The following is a 14704-nucleotide window of genomic DNA, read 5'->3' on the forward strand; positions in this document are numbered from 1 at the left end:
TTCGTCGGCGAAGCGTTGTTATTGCGGAAATTACGGGGCAAGGCTGCAATAGCCGCGGAGATCGCGGTACCGCATTTCGCCCATTATTGCATATCTGGCGATCGATCGCTGGCTTTCCCGACTAGCGAACGCCTTGAAGCTCTAGCTGCTGGATTCGTTTTCGCCAATCTTCACGAACTTCATCGGTGACGTCGGGATCCGGCAACAGAGAGCGCCGGGTGCAGTTTAGCAGGGCCTGCAAGGTCTGATACTCGCGCGTGGCGCCAATCTCAGGCGGAATTTGGTCGTGAATTGCGGCGCGAACTTCTTCCCAAGTCTTCGGTTCGAGTGCGGCGAGCAGTGAGCGGAGCGAAGCGAACGCCGCCGCCGAATAGTCCGGCGCCAGCACCGATTGGTCCAATTCCTGCACTTGCTGTTCGACCGTCGGCCCCTCTTCTACCTCGAACTCTACCGCGCCAAGCAGCCAGCGGATGAACGCGAGACGATCTTCGCCGACCGGATCGAGCACCGGAATGATCAAGTCGCCGACGCGGCCTGGGCGACGAATGTCGGGAGAAAGCAAGTGAATTCGGGCGGTCATTAGCAACCAAAGGACACGTCCACGAAGTTGTCGGTCGCTCATCATCGCCTGGATCTTGCCGGTCAGACGGCGCTCGGTCTCATGGGCGTTGGCGTCGACGCTGCCAAATTGCGTGTCCGCCTCGTCGACGAAGATGACGACTTTGTCGAGCGCATCGAGCACGCGGCGGAGACGTTCAAAAATAACGTCGGTCTGTCCGAACCATTGACTGCGAATGTTTTTCAAGACCAAGACCGGCAAGTCGAGTTCGGCGGCGACCGCCTCGAAGATGAACGTCTTGCCGCTGCCGATCGCACCCGCGACCGCCGCGCCAGGAAGCGCTTTGGAGCCCTTCGCCTTGAAGCGGGGAATCAGCTCTCGATGGAGAAAATCTTTGAGATCCGAAAACCCGACGACGTCCTGGAGCGTGTGGCTCGGTTTCTTGAATTCGACGACGTCGTCGCCGAGTTGCGTACGAATGTATTCTTCGACCTTGTCGAAAACGCGATCGACGGTGAGCGAATCGCCGGAATAGGCGGCGCCGGCCAGCATTTGCCGTAGGGCCTGAATCGAGAGACCAGCGGTGCATTCGGCAAGCGCCCTGGGCGTCGACCAGAGTTTAGGCGCCGGAGTCTTGTTTTCCAGGAAGTGTTTGACGTACCCCTCACGATGTTCAAGCGATGGAGCGGGCACGTCGACGCTGAGAACCTGCGGCATCCGCGAAATGCGGCTATGGATCAAGCTCCGCGATTCGGCTAACAAGCAGACCGAGTCCGAACCTTCGGCGAATTCGGGGTCGCCGAACCAATCATGGACGATGCTGATGCGGTGCAATTGACGGTCATTGAGCGCGGCGAGGTTCCCCGCTTCCGGAAGAAGCATGTCAGCCGCTTCGATGATGATCAGCAGATTCTCGCGAAGCGCCGCTCGCGAACAAATCGTTAGTTGCCGCAGCAATTCAAGCGCCAGCGTCGGATTGCCGGTGGCGTCGCGCATGTGGCGATCGAACTCGGCCTGATAAAACTCGAGTTTCGAGCCCTTTTGTTGGAGATCCTGCAAGGCGAGCAAATTGGCGTCGACGCCAGATTTCCATTCGACCCAAGCGCCGCGGAGCTTCATCAACGCGGCTTCGTCGGTACGGATCGGGCCGTTCAGTTCATAGACCAGTTGGATCAACCCGCTGGTTTTGGTCTTTTGAAACAGAAACGAGTTGAGGGGAACGTAATTGGATCCATCCCACAGCAAATCGTAAATATTTCCGCACAACACCACGCTGCGCGACTGGCCCGAGTTCAACAGACGCGCCAGTTCGGAAAAGAACTCGTGATTGGGGTTCATGACGGCAGGGCTTTCTGGATCTCGTTCCACAGCATCGAGTGAAAAGCGTGTACCGATCGTTCCAGCTTCGAGGAATATCGGCCGCGAGTGAAAGAGAGCGACTGCAACCCGACCTGCGCCGACTCGCATACGGCGATGTCTTCTAGTTGGATGACGTGACTCTGGTGGATCGAATTGCGAATCATCCGCTTGGCGCGCCACTCTTCGACGTCGTCAAAGTCGGCGTAAAAGTCGAATACGACCTGGCACTTGTCGACGCCGAGCGGCAGGACCAGGTTGGTATCCATCATCCTTCCATAGCGATTGATAAAAAAATTCGGATAAAGCCAGGCGTACGTAACCTTCTCGCCCAGCCGTCCATCGGTTCCCTTGGTTTGGCAGATCTGCACGGACGAGCGGTCATAAATATGAGTCGCGTAACCCTCAAATTCAAGCCCGGCCGCAAGTTGCTCGTGCGCGTAAGAGACGTGATAGCCTCCGTCGAGGGAGTTGTCGACGAAAACCTTCCAATTGCATTCGATCGTATAAACGCGCCGTTCAATCCAATTCATGTTCTCGAAGCCGAGTTCCTGAAGGGGCGCCACGATCGGATTGACGTCGCAGGGAAGGTCCCGAGGATTGTTTTCGCCTCCAGCCGGACCATCGAGATCGACCAGAACAAAGGGGCCCCACGCTTCGACGCTGATCGGCGGCAGCGAAAAATCAGGAAGGCGAAAATCGATCATTTTTCCCATCTGCGGCGCCCGTTTCAGGCGACCGTCCAAATGATACGTCCAGCCGTGATAGGGGCACACCAATTCACAGGCGCGTCCGCTCTCTTGGGCGACGACGGCGGCGTGATGCCGGCAAACGTTGTGCATCGCGCGCAACGTTCCGGCTTCATCGCGGAGGACGAGGATGGGATTGCCGCTCAGGTTGGCGGTGAAATAGCTGCCGGGTTCAGCGACCTGGTCGGCTCGGCCGACGACGATCCACGCTTTTTCAAAGACCTCCGCTTTTTCGACTGCCAGGAAAGTAGGATCGGTGTACCATGAGGCAGGCGGAGTCGGCGCCGCTTCGATCGGAATGGAGGGATCGAAAGAATAATCCATCGTTTTTGATTCCAAGACGCCCTACTGGTCCCAGCAAGTTCGCCGGTTGATAATTCACCGCCGTAGTATCTTCGCTCTTTGATCTCGAATATTCGTAAGCCGTATGACCGTTCTCGATATTGTTGACGTTTCGCACGCCTACGGTCCGAAAAAAGTGCTCAACCATGTCAACCTGCGCGTCGGCGCTGGGCAGATTATGGCGTTGATCGGCCCCAGCGGCTGCGGCAAGTCGACTTTATTGCGAGCAATTCTGGGGACGCACCCACCGACATCCGGCCAAGTTCTGGTTGGCGAGAGCGAAGTCACCTCCCCCAATCGCGACGTCGGCATCGTCTATCAGCATTACAGCTTGTACGATTTTTTAACCGCACGCGAGAACGTAGCGTTTGGACTCAAGCTGGATCAGACGTCGACGCCGTTTCGCGTGTTCAATTATTTCGCGTGGCGACAGCTTCGCAAGCTGCACTTGGAGCAAGCGGACGATTTTCTAGAGAAAGTCGGGCTCAGCGCAGCGCGAGATCTCTATCCCAATCAGATGTCGGGCGGAATGCGGCAGCGCGTCGCCATCGCCCAGGCGTTGATCATGCAGCCGAAGATCCTGCTCTTGGACGAACCGTTCGGCGCCTTAGACGAGGCGATGCGCGAGGAGTTGCAGTTGATGCTGTTGCACCTCTATGCGGAAAACGTCCGGGCTCGCGGCGAGGGGCTCGTTCCGCCGCATACGATCGTCATGGTGACGCATGAATTGAACGAGGCGTTGTTCGTCAGCGACCGCGTCGTCGGCCTGTCGCAATTTCATGAAGACGGCGCTAATGGCGCGACGGTCGTGTACGATCGCCCGGCGCCGATCTTCAAGCCGGACGAGCCAAAAGATATCAGCCGGTTCGTCGAGCAGAAGGAAGAGCTGATTCGCTGCATTTTCAGTCCGAAGTTCCAGCGTGATCACCGGAAGTTCATCACCTTCTGGGACGAGCTGGAAAAACAGCAAAACGCTCAGACGGCGTCCTCGTCGTAGAAACAGAGCGGAAATTCCAAAAAAAGAAGGCCTGACCGGTTTTATTGTCAGGCCTTTTTCGTTGGCGATTCGTCGCGTTCGCTTACTTAGCCGGCCTTCGCTTCGACCTTTTTCTTCAGTTGGTCGATATCCTCGGTCAGCTGCTTGTTCTGCTTTTTCAGCTCGTCGATCAGCTTCCGCAGTTCGGTCAGTTCGCGAGGAGCGGCCGGTTTGTCGGAGCGGAGCTCTTCGATCGCCTTTTTGGCCGCTTCTTCCGCTTCCGTTTCATCGGCGGTTTCGGCGAAGGTTTCCAGCACGCTCAGCGCTTCGACGTCGCCGAGCAACCCGAGCGCTTCCAAGGCGCCTTTGCGGACCGGCGTGCGCTGGTCGCTTAGCTGGGCGAGTAGCAATTTCCGCTGGGCCGACGTGTCGTCCAGGTTCTCGCTGATGCGGGCGAGCGTCGTCAGGGCCGCCGCGAGACCGCCGGTGGTGAACGCATCGCGGCGCGACTCAATGGTCGCCATCAAGGCGCCAGCCATGTCGGAGTCGCGACGAGCGTTGATCGCGGCGACGGCGGCGCTCAGCAGTTCGTTCCGGAAGGTTTCGGACTTCAGCAGCTCTTGCAGCAAGCGATCGACCTCTTTGTCGTGGTACTTGCCGAGCGAGCGGACCAGCGACGACTGAATCGCCGGGTTCGCTTCGCTCCGGACCATTTCGATAAAGTCGCTGACCTTTTCAGGGCGGTAGAAGCCGCCGATCGCATCGACTACCTGCAACCGCACGCGGGCGTCGCTCTGTTCGGTTGAGGCGAGTAACGCGTCAAACGCCTTGTCGCTATGGATCTTTTCGAGGGCGTCGGCCGCTTCGCGACGAACGCCGTAGAACGAGTCGTTTCGCAGCGCGTCGGCCAGGGCGGCGACGACGTCGTCCGACTTCTTCTTTTCGAGCTGTTCAATCGCCCAAAGACGTCCGATCACGTCGTCTTGGTTCTTCAGCTGAGCGAACAGCATCTCGTTCGGCTTCTCGAACGTCACCCGAGCGAGCAATGCGTAGTCGGGATCGAAGCGAACCACTTCCGGCTTTTCGGCGAGCGGGACGAACCACTCATGCTTTTTGCCGTCGGCCTGGAAGGTCTTGGTGACTGAGCCGTTCTTGCCGTCAAACCGGAAGGTCGCCGGGAAGCTGTAAAGCAGAACGTCGTCGTTCACTTCCTGCGTTTGTTCAAGCGTTAGGTGGGCCAGCTTTTCGTTGGGGAGCCAGCGGTAGCTGATTTTGACGTCGGGGAAGCGAGCGTGGTAAACCCACTGGTCGAAGAATTGGTCGAAGCTCCGGCCGCTCACTTCTTCGATTGTCGATTGGAGGGCCGGGGTGGCGACGCTCTTCAACGCGTTCCGTTCGAGGTAGGTCTTCACGCACTCGCGATAGAGATCGTCTCCCAATCGGTTGCGGAGCATGTGCAGTACCCAGCTGCCCTTGGGATAGGCGCGATAGTCGAACTGTTGTCCGGAGTTGGTGTACTTGTTCCAGACGATCGGCTTCTTGTCGCCGGTCTGCGTCAAGATGCGCCCCGACGCGTCGCGGTAGAGCCCGTACAGCATCGCGTCGCGACCTGACTTGTGCCCTTCGTACAAGTGCGTATAGTAGGTGGCGAACCCTTCGTTCAGCCAGAGGTGGCTCCAGTCGACGCAGGTCACATAGTCGCCAAACCACTGATGCGCCATTTCATGGGCGTCGAGCCCATGCGACGTTTTCACGTTTTCGGTCGCCGATGAATAGATCGTCTGGTCGGTCAGGGTGGTGATCGTCGTGTTTTCCATCCCGCCGGCCAGGAAGTCGGCGATGGTGACCTGGTCATACTTGGGCCAGGGATACGGAACGCCGATTTCCTTCTGGAAGAAGTTCATGATGTCGGCCGTATCGGAGAACGAGTTCTCGGCGTGCTCTTTCCACGACGGTTGCGTGTAGAAACCAAGCGGCACGTCGCCGGCCATCTTTTCGAGCTTTTCCAGGTTGCCAGCTACCAGGCAAATCAGATAGTTCACGTGCGGTTTGTCATGCAGCCAATGGACGACCCGCAGGCCCGACTCGGCGTCGACTTTGTCGCTCAGCTTGTTGCCGTTTGAGACGACCGACATCGCCTTGGGAACGCGGCAGATCACTTCGGTGGTCGAGCGTTCGTTCGGATAGTCGAAGCAGGGGAACCAGTGCCGTGCGAAGTGCGATTCCCCTTGCGTCCAGCAATGGACGTCCTCGGCCGGGTATCCCATCTCCGGCGTGCGGAAGTAGAAACCGCCGGTCGGTTGGTTGTGATGCGCGATCTCGATGAACGCTTCTTCTCCGACCGGGATCGGTTCGGCGAAGGCGATCGTCAGGTCTTTTTTGGTTGAGGAGTAATCGGAGATCTCGGCCGATCCGCGGACGCCGTCGATCGAAATGTCGAGCGCGTCGAGCGTCAGCGTTCGAAGCGGCTCGCGGAGCGGGATGAACTTAATCGTCGTCACGCACGAGACGGTCCGATTGGTGAAGTCTGGCGTAACGTCGAGCTTGATGTGCAGCACGTCGATGTGGCGAATCGGCGCGTAGCGACGTCCGTCTCCTTCCAGATCAACGCCGAACATCCCGGCGGCGTCGTGCGACTCGCCGCAGTACCGACAGATACGATACTCTTCGGCCGAGGCGGTGAAAATCGTAGAAAAAACGGCAAGAAAAGAGAACACGCCCAGCGCGAATAGGCGATGCGTCATAAGTCTGCTCTGACGTTGGGTAGGAGATTAGGGGGCTACCTAATAATTTAGTCGCCCCGCCCAATTCGTACACCCACCAATGGGCATTCTGCGCACAATGCGTGGCGCGACGACCAATTATGCGGGGGTCGCGCTGAGGGGCGCGACTTCGACGATCACCCCCTTAAATGCCGGGGTTTTCGACTTCGGATCGGCGTGCCGCGCAACCAGAACGTTCGCCTCGGGATAGTACATCAGCGCGTTGCCGGGGCGAATATCTGCGTACTCCCGCACCAGGAAACCGCGGATCGAACCAATGTCCGACTTGATCTCAACCGGCTGATCGTTGGCCACGCCCAAGCGGCGGCAATCGTCGGGATGCATCAAGATGACGTCGCGACGATCAATGCCGCGGTAGATGTCGGTCTCTTCGTAGACGACCGTGTTGAATTGACCTTCGCTGCGGACCGTCATCAATCGCAATTGGTGTGAATCTCCTTTCAGCGGAGGAATCTCATGCGTGAAGAGTTGCAGCTTGCCGGTCGGCGTCGGAAAGATCGGCGTGTGGAACGTGCGGCCGTCGATCTGGAACTCCTGCTTCGTCTTGTCGATCGTTTCGATCTTCGCAAAGCCAGGGACCACCTTGGCGATCGCATCCCGAATTTTGCCGGTGTCCTGCATCGACTGCCAATCAATCGGGCCGGCATTGCCAAGCACATCACTGGCGATCCTCGCGATCACTTCGACTTCGCTCAGTGGACCTTGCAGCCGTCGCGGACCGCCGTCGGAAAGTCGCACGTAGTTGAACATCGACTCCTGGGTGGTCGGATGGGGCTCTTCATCGCGCGCGAGAACCGGCAGGATCAACGTTTCTTTCGCCAGGCCGTTGGCATGGCCGGTATTGAGCGTCGTGCTCATGAAGACCAGCATCTCGAGTTGCTCGAGCGCCTCGGCTGCAAACTTTTGGTCGGGGTTGGAGCCATAGAGGTTTCCGCCTAAACAGAACCCCATCTTCAGCGCTCCGGTATGCGCCGCTTCCATGCAGGCGAGCGTATCGAGCCCGGTGGTGGTTGGCAGTTGGAGGTTGAAGTTCGACTCCAAGCGTTCAAAAATCGCCTGTTTCAGTTGCGGCGTTACGCCGACTGAGCCGATCCCTTGTACGTTGGAATGGCCGCGAATCGGCATCAAGCCAGCGTTTGGGCGACCGACCATGCCGCGCAGCGCCGCCAAGGCGGCGATTGCCTGGACGTTGTCGACCCCGTGGGCGTGATGGGTGATTCCCATCGTCCAGCTGAAGACGACGTTCTTCGCTTTGGCGTAGCGTGCGGCGATGTCGTTGATCTGCTCGCGGGTGACGCCGGACTTGATGACGATTTCTTCCCAGCTCAAGCCGCGGATGTGAGCGAGCCACTCTTCGTTGTTGTCGCAACGTTCCGCTAAGAAGCGGGCGTCTCCAGCGCCCATTTCGTCGATCTGCTTGGCGATCCCTTTGAGCAGCGCCAAGTCGCCGCCGATGTGAGGCTGCACATAAAGCGTCGCGATCTTGGTGCCGAAGAGCAGACTGATTGGATCGCTCGGTACGCGGAAGTTGACCAGGCCGGTTTCGATCACCGGGTTGATGACGATCACTTCGCCGCCGTGCCGCCGGACATGCTTCAGCGTCGACATCAGACGCGGGTGATTGCTGGCCGGATTGCCGCCGATCAAAAAGACAAGGTCGGCATGTTCGACGTCGTCCAGCAACAGCGTCGCGGTGCCGCTGCCGATGGTCGAAGCGAGACCGACGCCGCTCGCCTGGTGACAATAGTAGCTGCAATTGTTGACGTTGTTGGTGCCGTAGATCCGCGCGAAGAGTTGCAGCAGAAAGCCGGCTTCGTTCGAGCTGCGACCGCTGAAGTACCAGAAGGTGTCGTCGGCCGGCAGCCTCTTCAGTTTGTCGGCGATGCGGCGAAACGCTTCGTCCCACTCGATTGGCCGATAGTAGTTGGCGCCGCGCTCGTAGAGCATCGGCTGCGTCAGACGGCCGCTATGCTCCATTTGATAGGGAGTGAACTTCGAGAGCTGCGCGACGCTGTAGGTTTGCCAGAACTCCGGTTTAACGGCGCCTTGCATGTCGGCGACCATCGCTTGCAGCGACTTTTTGCAAACCTCGGGGAAGTTCCCCAGTTCGTTGACCATGCCCCCTTTTTGCCCGCCCATGCCGAGCGCGCAGGTCTTGCAGGCATTCTTGCTGCGCATCGCCTTCCAAAGCTTCCAGATACCGCCGGCCTGGCGGGCTTTGGTGAAGGTGTATTTGATCGCTTGCCAACCGCCGCCGCTGGAAAGTTTGCGCATGATGTTCGTGGGGAGAGGAGGGTGGGGTGGGGGTTCACCCGAATCATAGCAGACGGAGCGAATGCCGACAAAAAAACGCTCGGCGATTTGCGGTTCGCCGAGCGTTTTATGGTTCCGATTGTCGCGGCAAGGTTAGCCTTCGGCGACGTTGACGAAGACCTTGAGGGCCGAGCTGTCTTCGACCAAGAGACGCATCATCTCTTTGTAGTTGTCGAGACCGTCGACCGGGTTGGTCAAGATCTTTTCGATGACGCCGGGATAGGTGACGTCGCCGAGGGCCAGATCGCGAATGCCGAGTTCAAAGTGCTCGCGGTTGGCGTTGACCGAACCGAGGAGCAGCTTGTTGCCGAGCACCCATTCGATGTTCAACTTGTCGGTCGGCAGTTCGTGATGCACGTTGGCGCCGGTGATCGAGGTCCACGCCAGCACGCCGTTGTGACCCAGGTACTTCATCGCGTCGAAGGCCATGCGGCTGCTGCCGGTGGCGTCGACGATCAGTTGTGGGCGACCGGTCTTCTTGACCAGGTCGTCCAGGTCGGTTTCCTTCGAGCTGACGTAGGTCGCTTCCAGCCCTTCGACGATTTCCGACTTCAGGTGCGGGCCCGGAGCCCGAGCGATCGTGTAGACCTGCAAGCCGCGCAGCTTCAGCACCAAAGTCGAGAGCAAGCCAATCTGGCCGGCGCCCATCACCCACGCGACTTCCGGACGCCAGACCTTCATGCGGCGTTGAACTTCGTAGGCCTGATGAATCGCCTTGGCGGCGCAGCTCATCGGCTCCATCAGCACGTGCAGGTGTTTCAGGCCGACCGGCACTTTGACGATGTAGTCTTCTTCGTCGGCGAAGTACTCGGTCAGGTAGCCGTGCAGCAGGTTAATGCCGCGCTCGTAGTAGACCTCTTCGCTGGTCATGTCGTAGGTGCCGATCTGATCGTAGATCGAACCGCCGGGACGACGGACGGTGGCGGTGACGTAATCGCCCGGCTTGATGCGGGTGACGTTGGGGCCGACCGCTTCAACGATGCCGAACGACTCATGGCCGAGAACGAGATACTTGTCCCCGGGAGGGGCGCCGCCGTACAAGGCTTCGTTGATCTCTTTGTCGGTCGCATCAACGCCGACTTTCAAGACCTTCACCAAAACCCCGTTTCCCTTGGGAAACTGGTCCAGCGACGGCATGGGGATGTTTTCTAGGTGGACGCTGTGGGGGGTGCCGGGCGTGACCGCGACTGCCTTCATTGGTGAGTTACTCTCATCAGATGGTCCGAGCGACGCCGCTAGGATGCGGCTAAGACTGCTCATCGTACCAAAGGGGGCGGCCGATCGAAAAGTAGGCCCCGCCCAACCTTGAGGGCGTTTTCTTAGGAGATTTCCGCGATTTTGGCCCGTAAATCGGGCATGGCGCCAGCATGCGACGCGACCAGCGCCGCCACCTGATTGGCGAAACCGGCCATCTCCGCGACCGACTTTTCGTGAACCAGTCCATGGGCGATCGCCGCGGTAAACGAGTCGCCGGCGCCAACCGTGTCGGCGATTGTGATCGGAATGCCAGGCTGCCGGCACTGCTCATCGCCGCGAGCGACCAAACAGCCATCGCCCCCCAGGGTGATGCAGACCGCCTGGAGACCAAAAAATCGCTGGACCTCGGCGGCGAACGACTCGATCTCGGTCGGCAGGTCGAAGTTTTCGGCCAAGTAGGCGACTTCGTCCTCGTTCAGTTTCAACGCGTTGGCCAGCGCCAGCGAAGACTCGATCGTCTCTTTGCTAAACCACGGGGGGCGAAGATTGATGTCGTAGATCTTCCACGCGTCGGTCGGCGCGGCGCGGAGACAATCGTAGATCATCGACTGGCTATCGCGGCTCCGCTGAGCCAAGGTGCCGAAACAGATGACCGCCGCTTTCGAACAGAGGACCGCCGTCTCCGGCGTGAACTCCAAGTGATCCCACGCAACGTCGTCGACGAAGGTGTAGGTAGGATCGCCGTCGACGAATTCGACGCGCACCTGACCGGTTGCATGCGCCGGATCGCGCTGCACGTATTGGTCGCTCAGTCCGTGATGGGCAAGATACTGGAGGAATTCATCCCCTAACTCATCGGTTCCAACTCGCGACAGGACGACGCCGTTGAGACCGAGCTGACCCGCATGAAAGGCGAAATTGGCCGGGGCGCCGCCGGGACGTCGTTCGTCCGGAAAGCAGTCCCACAAGATTTCGCCAAGTCCGATTACGGGTCGAGAATCTGTCATCGCGTCGTCACTCGCCTGGATCTGTTCGTCAAAGGGAATAGCCCCAGTCTAGGGATCTGAAAGCGTGCGCCCAGTCGAAACTGAGATTTGGCGGCGAAGCGGCTGCTACTATTCGCTCGAAAAACGAGCGTCGTATTCGTGGAGAATCGCAGCGGTGCGGCTCAGCCCGATGCGATCGGCGCCAAGTTCGCAGTATTGAAAAAAGGTGGTGAGATCGCGGATTCCGCCAGCCGCTTTGACCAGACAACGCGAATGTTGCCACATCAGACGGACGTCGTCCAGCGTGGCGCCGCCGGTTCCGAAACCGGTCGAGGTTTTCACCCAATCGACGTTCGCTTCGTTGCAGACCTGGCAAAGCCGAATTTTTTCGAGCTGCGAGAGATAGCAGTTCTCGAAAATGACTTTGATCTTTTGCCCCGCGTCGTGCGTCATCTGGGTCAGCTGCAGGATCTCTTTGCGGATCTGACGCCAGTGCCCGCTTTTGACGTCGCTGACGTTGACGACCATGTCAAGCTCTTGGGCGCCTTCAACCAGCACCTGTTCCGCTTCGTGCAGTTTGACCCGGAGCGGCTGATTGCCGTGGGGGAAGCCGATCACGGTGCAGGTTTTGACGAAGGTGCCGGCCAACATCCGAGCGCACCGCCCGGCGAAGAAGGACGGTACGCAGACCGCCGCCGTTTGCAGGTGATGCCCCAGAAGGCAGGCGTCTTCCAATTGGTGCTGCGTCGCATTCGGCGCCAAAAGCGTGTGATCGATGCGGGCCAGCACTTGAGCGCGAGTCATTGTCACAGGCGAATCCATTCCAGAATGAACCTCAGGACGATGAAACCATTTTAGCGTTGATCGTCAGGTTGTCTCCGCTGAAGAATTTCTTGCTCCACCTCGGCCAGGCCGGGGTCATTCGGGCGAAGCTGACGCAGGGTTGCGATCGTCTTCTTCGCCTCCTCCCATTTTTCCCGTTTTTGCTGCAAACGAACCAACGCCGTCAGGAAGGTGGTCGAATTTGGTTGCAGCTCGGTGGCCCGGGCGATCGCTTCTTCGGAGGCCGACAGTTGGTTTGCCTGGTAAAGGGCCAGGCCGAAACGGTATTGAACCTGGGCGACGTTGGGCAATTGCTCGGCGTCGCGGGCCAGGTTGACCAATTCTTCTTCCCGCAGGTGGGCAATTTCAAATTCGCGGATCGCGAGCTCTTCCACCATCTGGCGAGCTTGATCGCGCTGTCCGCTGGCCGCCAACTGTTCGAAGCGTTGCCGCTGCGGCGCCATCTTGCGGGTGAGCAATTCGGCCAAGTTCGACCGGGGACCGGTCACGTTCGGCTGAATCCGAACGGCGTCGCGATAATACTTTTCCGCACCGGCGTCGTCTCCCATCCGTTCGGAAAGGGCGCCCAAGGCGAGCAATGCGCCGGCCTGATCGGCGTTACGCAGGAGCGACTCCTTCAATTCGCCTAGCGCCTTCTCGAACGCTCCCGCTTTGCCGTTCAGTTTCAGGAATTCGATCGGTGTTCCCGCGAGGGCATTCGCGGCGTCGGTCCGAACCAGGCGGGTCGGATCGTCGAGGCCCGCCATCATCAGCTTCAGCGCTTCCGGATGGGGGACGACCGACGGCGAGAGGAACTCGGTCACGATCATCGCGGCGCTGCGGAGCTGCGGGTCGGAATCGACTAGCGCCAGTTTGATGGCGCGGCCTGTTTCGGGTTGATCGGCGTAGGCGCTCAGCTGCGTCACGGCGCTGGCGCGGACGATCGGCGGTTGTTGGCGGTCTCTTGCGAGGTCAATCAGCTTCGGGAAGCTATGCGGATCTTCGTTCCAAGCTTGGGAAAGGGTGTAGGCGAAGCTCGGCTCTTCTTCCGAGTAGTCTCGGCCGTACCATTCTTTCACCGCTTTCGCCGCCCAGGCGTCGACTTCGGCGAGCGCCTTCGCGACTTCTTCGTCGCCGTTGCGAGCGGCGGTCATCCAGTCGCCGTAGTTTTTCAGACTGGCGCGTTTTTCGTCAGAAACCTTCGCCCGGTCGAGATGGCACTTGGTGCAAGCGTTCGGCGTTTGCAATGCGACCGACAGGTCAGGGCGGGGGACCCGAATGCTATGGTCACGACGCGGATCGACTTCCATGTAGGTCGTCTCCGGCATGTGGCATTCGACGCACGACGAGCCGGTTCCATCCGCTTTGTGGCGATAGTGGGCTTCGGTGTCGTACTTGCCGGCAGGGTGTTGATGGCACGACGTGCAGAGCTTGTTTCCTTCAAACTTGACTTTGGTCGAGTGAGGATTATGGCAGTCGGTGCAGCGGATGTTCTTGTGATACATCTTGCTTTGCAGGAACGAGCCGAAGACGTAGTCCTCGTCGAGGATCTGCCCGTCGCAGTAATAGGTCTGCGGCATGATCAGTTCGTTCGAGTATTGATCGTAGTAGCTGTCGCCGCGCTGGTAGGTGGGACAAACGACGCGACGTCGCGAATGGCAGTCGGCGCAAGCTTGTACCTGCGCGACGTTGCTCTCTCCCTTCAACTGCTTCAGGCCGTAGCCATGATTGCGGTCCCAGAAGAGCGAATAGCTATTGGCGAGTTCGACATGCAAGCTGCCGGGACCGTGACACGCTTCGCAGCTGACGTCGATCTCGGTGAAGGTGGTGTGGTAGCTGTTGCTCGCGAGGTCGAAGTTTTTGTGCAGATTGGTCGAGTGGCAATCGGCGCACATGTGGTTCCAGTTTTGCGCTGCGCCGGTCCAGTGGAGCGGATCGTTTGGCTCGAGCTTCTCATCCACGTCGGGCGGCGGAAGATAGAACCACTCTTTCTTGTTCGTATCCCACGAGATCCGCAGCACTTGCACGCGACCGATCGATCCAGCCGGCGAGCCCGGCGTCGGCGGTTCGATTTCGACCATGTATTGCTGCAGCGGATCGACGCCGAAGACGTACTTCACCTCGAAGTCGGCCAGCTTGCCGTCGGGGCCTTCGGTATTGATGAAGTACTTGCCATCTTTGCGGAACATCTTCGACGTGATGTCGAAGTGGGTGAACTCGGCGTCGTTGAAGTCGCCGAGGACCGTCTCTTCGGTCGCCAGGTCCATCGCCTTGTCATGGAACGAGCCCATGAAGTCCTTGTGCTCGGCCTGGTGGCATTCGATGCACGAATTGCGCCCGACGAAGGTCGCTTGGCGCGTGGTGGGAATCGCCCAATACCAATCGGCCAGCGCCAGTCCACCCAGCAGCAAAGCGACCAGAAATGGAATCGCGACGAGGGGGATGCGGCGGAATATCGACAAACGAGAGGGCATTCGATTTATCAAAAAAAGATGGGAAAATTGAGGCGGTTTCCACTATCATCATTAGCATAGCTCTCGGCTGGGGCCGAGGATGCTGACGAAAATACCGAAGAAATCGAGTGAAGGGGAGTCGAATCGGCCGCGATTCGCCTTAATTCG

Annotated in this window: 9 protein-coding genes; 1 reads left to right on the forward strand and 8 read right to left on the reverse strand. The window is 58.9% G+C overall.

All coding sequences use genetic code 11. The annotated features are described in order from the left end of the window. Positions 1 to 121: 121 nt before the first annotated feature. Positions 122 to 1897, reverse strand: coding sequence for an AAA family ATPase (locus LOC68_RS08130; protein WP_230217557.1), 1776 nt, complete (start codon positions 1895 to 1897; stop codon positions 122 to 124). After that, on the reverse strand, positions 1894 to 2988 hold the full coding sequence (locus LOC68_RS08135; RefSeq protein WP_230217558.1) for an aromatic ring-hydroxylating oxygenase subunit alpha: 1095 nt from the start codon (positions 2986 to 2988) through the stop codon (positions 1894 to 1896). The genes LOC68_RS08130 and LOC68_RS08135 overlap by 4 nt, the downstream gene beginning before the upstream one ends. 103 nt (positions 2989 to 3091) lie before the next feature. On the opposite strand from LOC68_RS08135, the gene LOC68_RS08140 reads away from it, so the two are divergent. Further along, positions 3092 to 4003 (forward strand): ABC transporter ATP-binding protein, encoded by a 912-nt coding sequence (locus tag LOC68_RS08140; RefSeq protein WP_230217561.1) that lies wholly within the window; start codon positions 3092 to 3094, stop codon positions 4001 to 4003. 86 nt (positions 4004 to 4089) lie between these two features. On the opposite strand, the gene LOC68_RS08145 is transcribed toward LOC68_RS08140, so the two are convergent. From LOC68_RS08145 to LOC68_RS08170, 6 genes are all read right to left on the reverse strand, one after another. Beyond that, positions 4090 to 6726, reverse strand: a complete 2637-nt coding sequence (locus LOC68_RS08145) for a M1 family aminopeptidase (RefSeq protein WP_230217563.1) — start codon at positions 6724 to 6726, stop codon at positions 4090 to 4092. A 117-nt stretch (positions 6727 to 6843) separates the two neighbouring features. Continuing rightward, positions 6844 to 9039 carry an FdhF/YdeP family oxidoreductase gene (locus LOC68_RS08150; protein WP_230217565.1) on the reverse strand — a complete coding sequence of 732 codons (2196 nt, stop codon included), beginning with the start codon at positions 9037 to 9039 and terminating at the stop codon, positions 6844 to 6846. 132 nt (positions 9040 to 9171) lie between these two features. Continuing rightward, positions 9172 to 10215, reverse strand: a complete 1044-nt coding sequence (locus LOC68_RS08155; RefSeq protein ID WP_230217567.1) for a glucose 1-dehydrogenase — start codon at positions 10213 to 10215, stop codon at positions 9172 to 9174. Between the two features lie 182 nt (positions 10216 to 10397). Then, positions 10398 to 11282 carry a carbohydrate kinase family protein gene (locus tag LOC68_RS08160; protein ID WP_230217569.1) on the reverse strand — a complete coding sequence of 295 codons (885 nt, stop codon included), beginning with the start codon at positions 11280 to 11282 and terminating at the stop codon, positions 10398 to 10400. 108 nt (positions 11283 to 11390) lie between these two features. Next, entirely contained in the window at positions 11391 to 12065 is a 675-nt protein-coding gene (gene deoC / locus LOC68_RS08165) for a deoxyribose-phosphate aldolase (protein WP_230217571.1), read from the reverse strand. Between the two features lie 50 nt (positions 12066 to 12115). Further along, positions 12116 to 14557 carry a cytochrome c3 family protein gene (locus LOC68_RS08170; RefSeq protein ID WP_230217573.1) on the reverse strand — a complete coding sequence of 814 codons (2442 nt, stop codon included), beginning with the start codon at positions 14555 to 14557 and terminating at the stop codon, positions 12116 to 12118. Between the last annotated feature and the right edge of the window lie 147 nt (positions 14558 to 14704).

It is taken from the genome of Blastopirellula sediminis, from assembly GCF_020966755.1.
Taxonomy (GTDB): Bacteria; Planctomycetota; Planctomycetia; order Pirellulales; family Pirellulaceae; genus Blastopirellula; species Blastopirellula sediminis.

Bases quoted from the DNA above. Each gene is read 5' to 3' on its own strand.
- LOC68_RS08135 (WP_230217558.1), bottom strand. From the start codon at position 2,988: ATGGATTATTCTTTCGATCCCTCCATTCCGATCGAAGCGGCGCCGACT.
- LOC68_RS08170 (WP_230217573.1), bottom strand. From the start codon at position 14,557: ATGCCCTCTCGTTTGTCGATATTCCGCCGCATCCCCCTCGTCGCGATT.
- LOC68_RS08150 (WP_230217565.1), bottom strand. From the start codon at position 9,039: ATGCGCAAACTTTCCAGCGGCGGCGGTTGGCAAGCGATCAAATACACC.
- LOC68_RS08160 (WP_230217569.1), bottom strand. From the start codon at position 11,282: ATGACAGATTCTCGACCCGTAATCGGACTTGGCGAAATCTTGTGGGAC.
- LOC68_RS08140 (WP_230217561.1), top strand. From the start codon at position 3,092: ATGACCGTTCTCGATATTGTTGACGTTTCGCACGCCTACGGTCCGAAA.
- LOC68_RS08145 (WP_230217563.1), bottom strand. From the start codon at position 6,726: ATGACGCATCGCCTATTCGCGCTGGGCGTGTTCTCTTTTCTTGCCGTT.
- deoC (WP_230217571.1), bottom strand. From the start codon at position 12,065: ATGACTCGCGCTCAAGTGCTGGCCCGCATCGATCACACGCTTTTGGCG.
- LOC68_RS08130 (WP_230217557.1), bottom strand. From the start codon at position 1,897: ATGAACCCCAATCACGAGTTCTTTTCCGAACTGGCGCGTCTGTTGAAC.
- LOC68_RS08155 (WP_230217567.1), bottom strand. From the start codon at position 10,215: ATGCCGTCGCTGGACCAGTTTCCCAAGGGAAACGGGGTTTTGGTGAAG.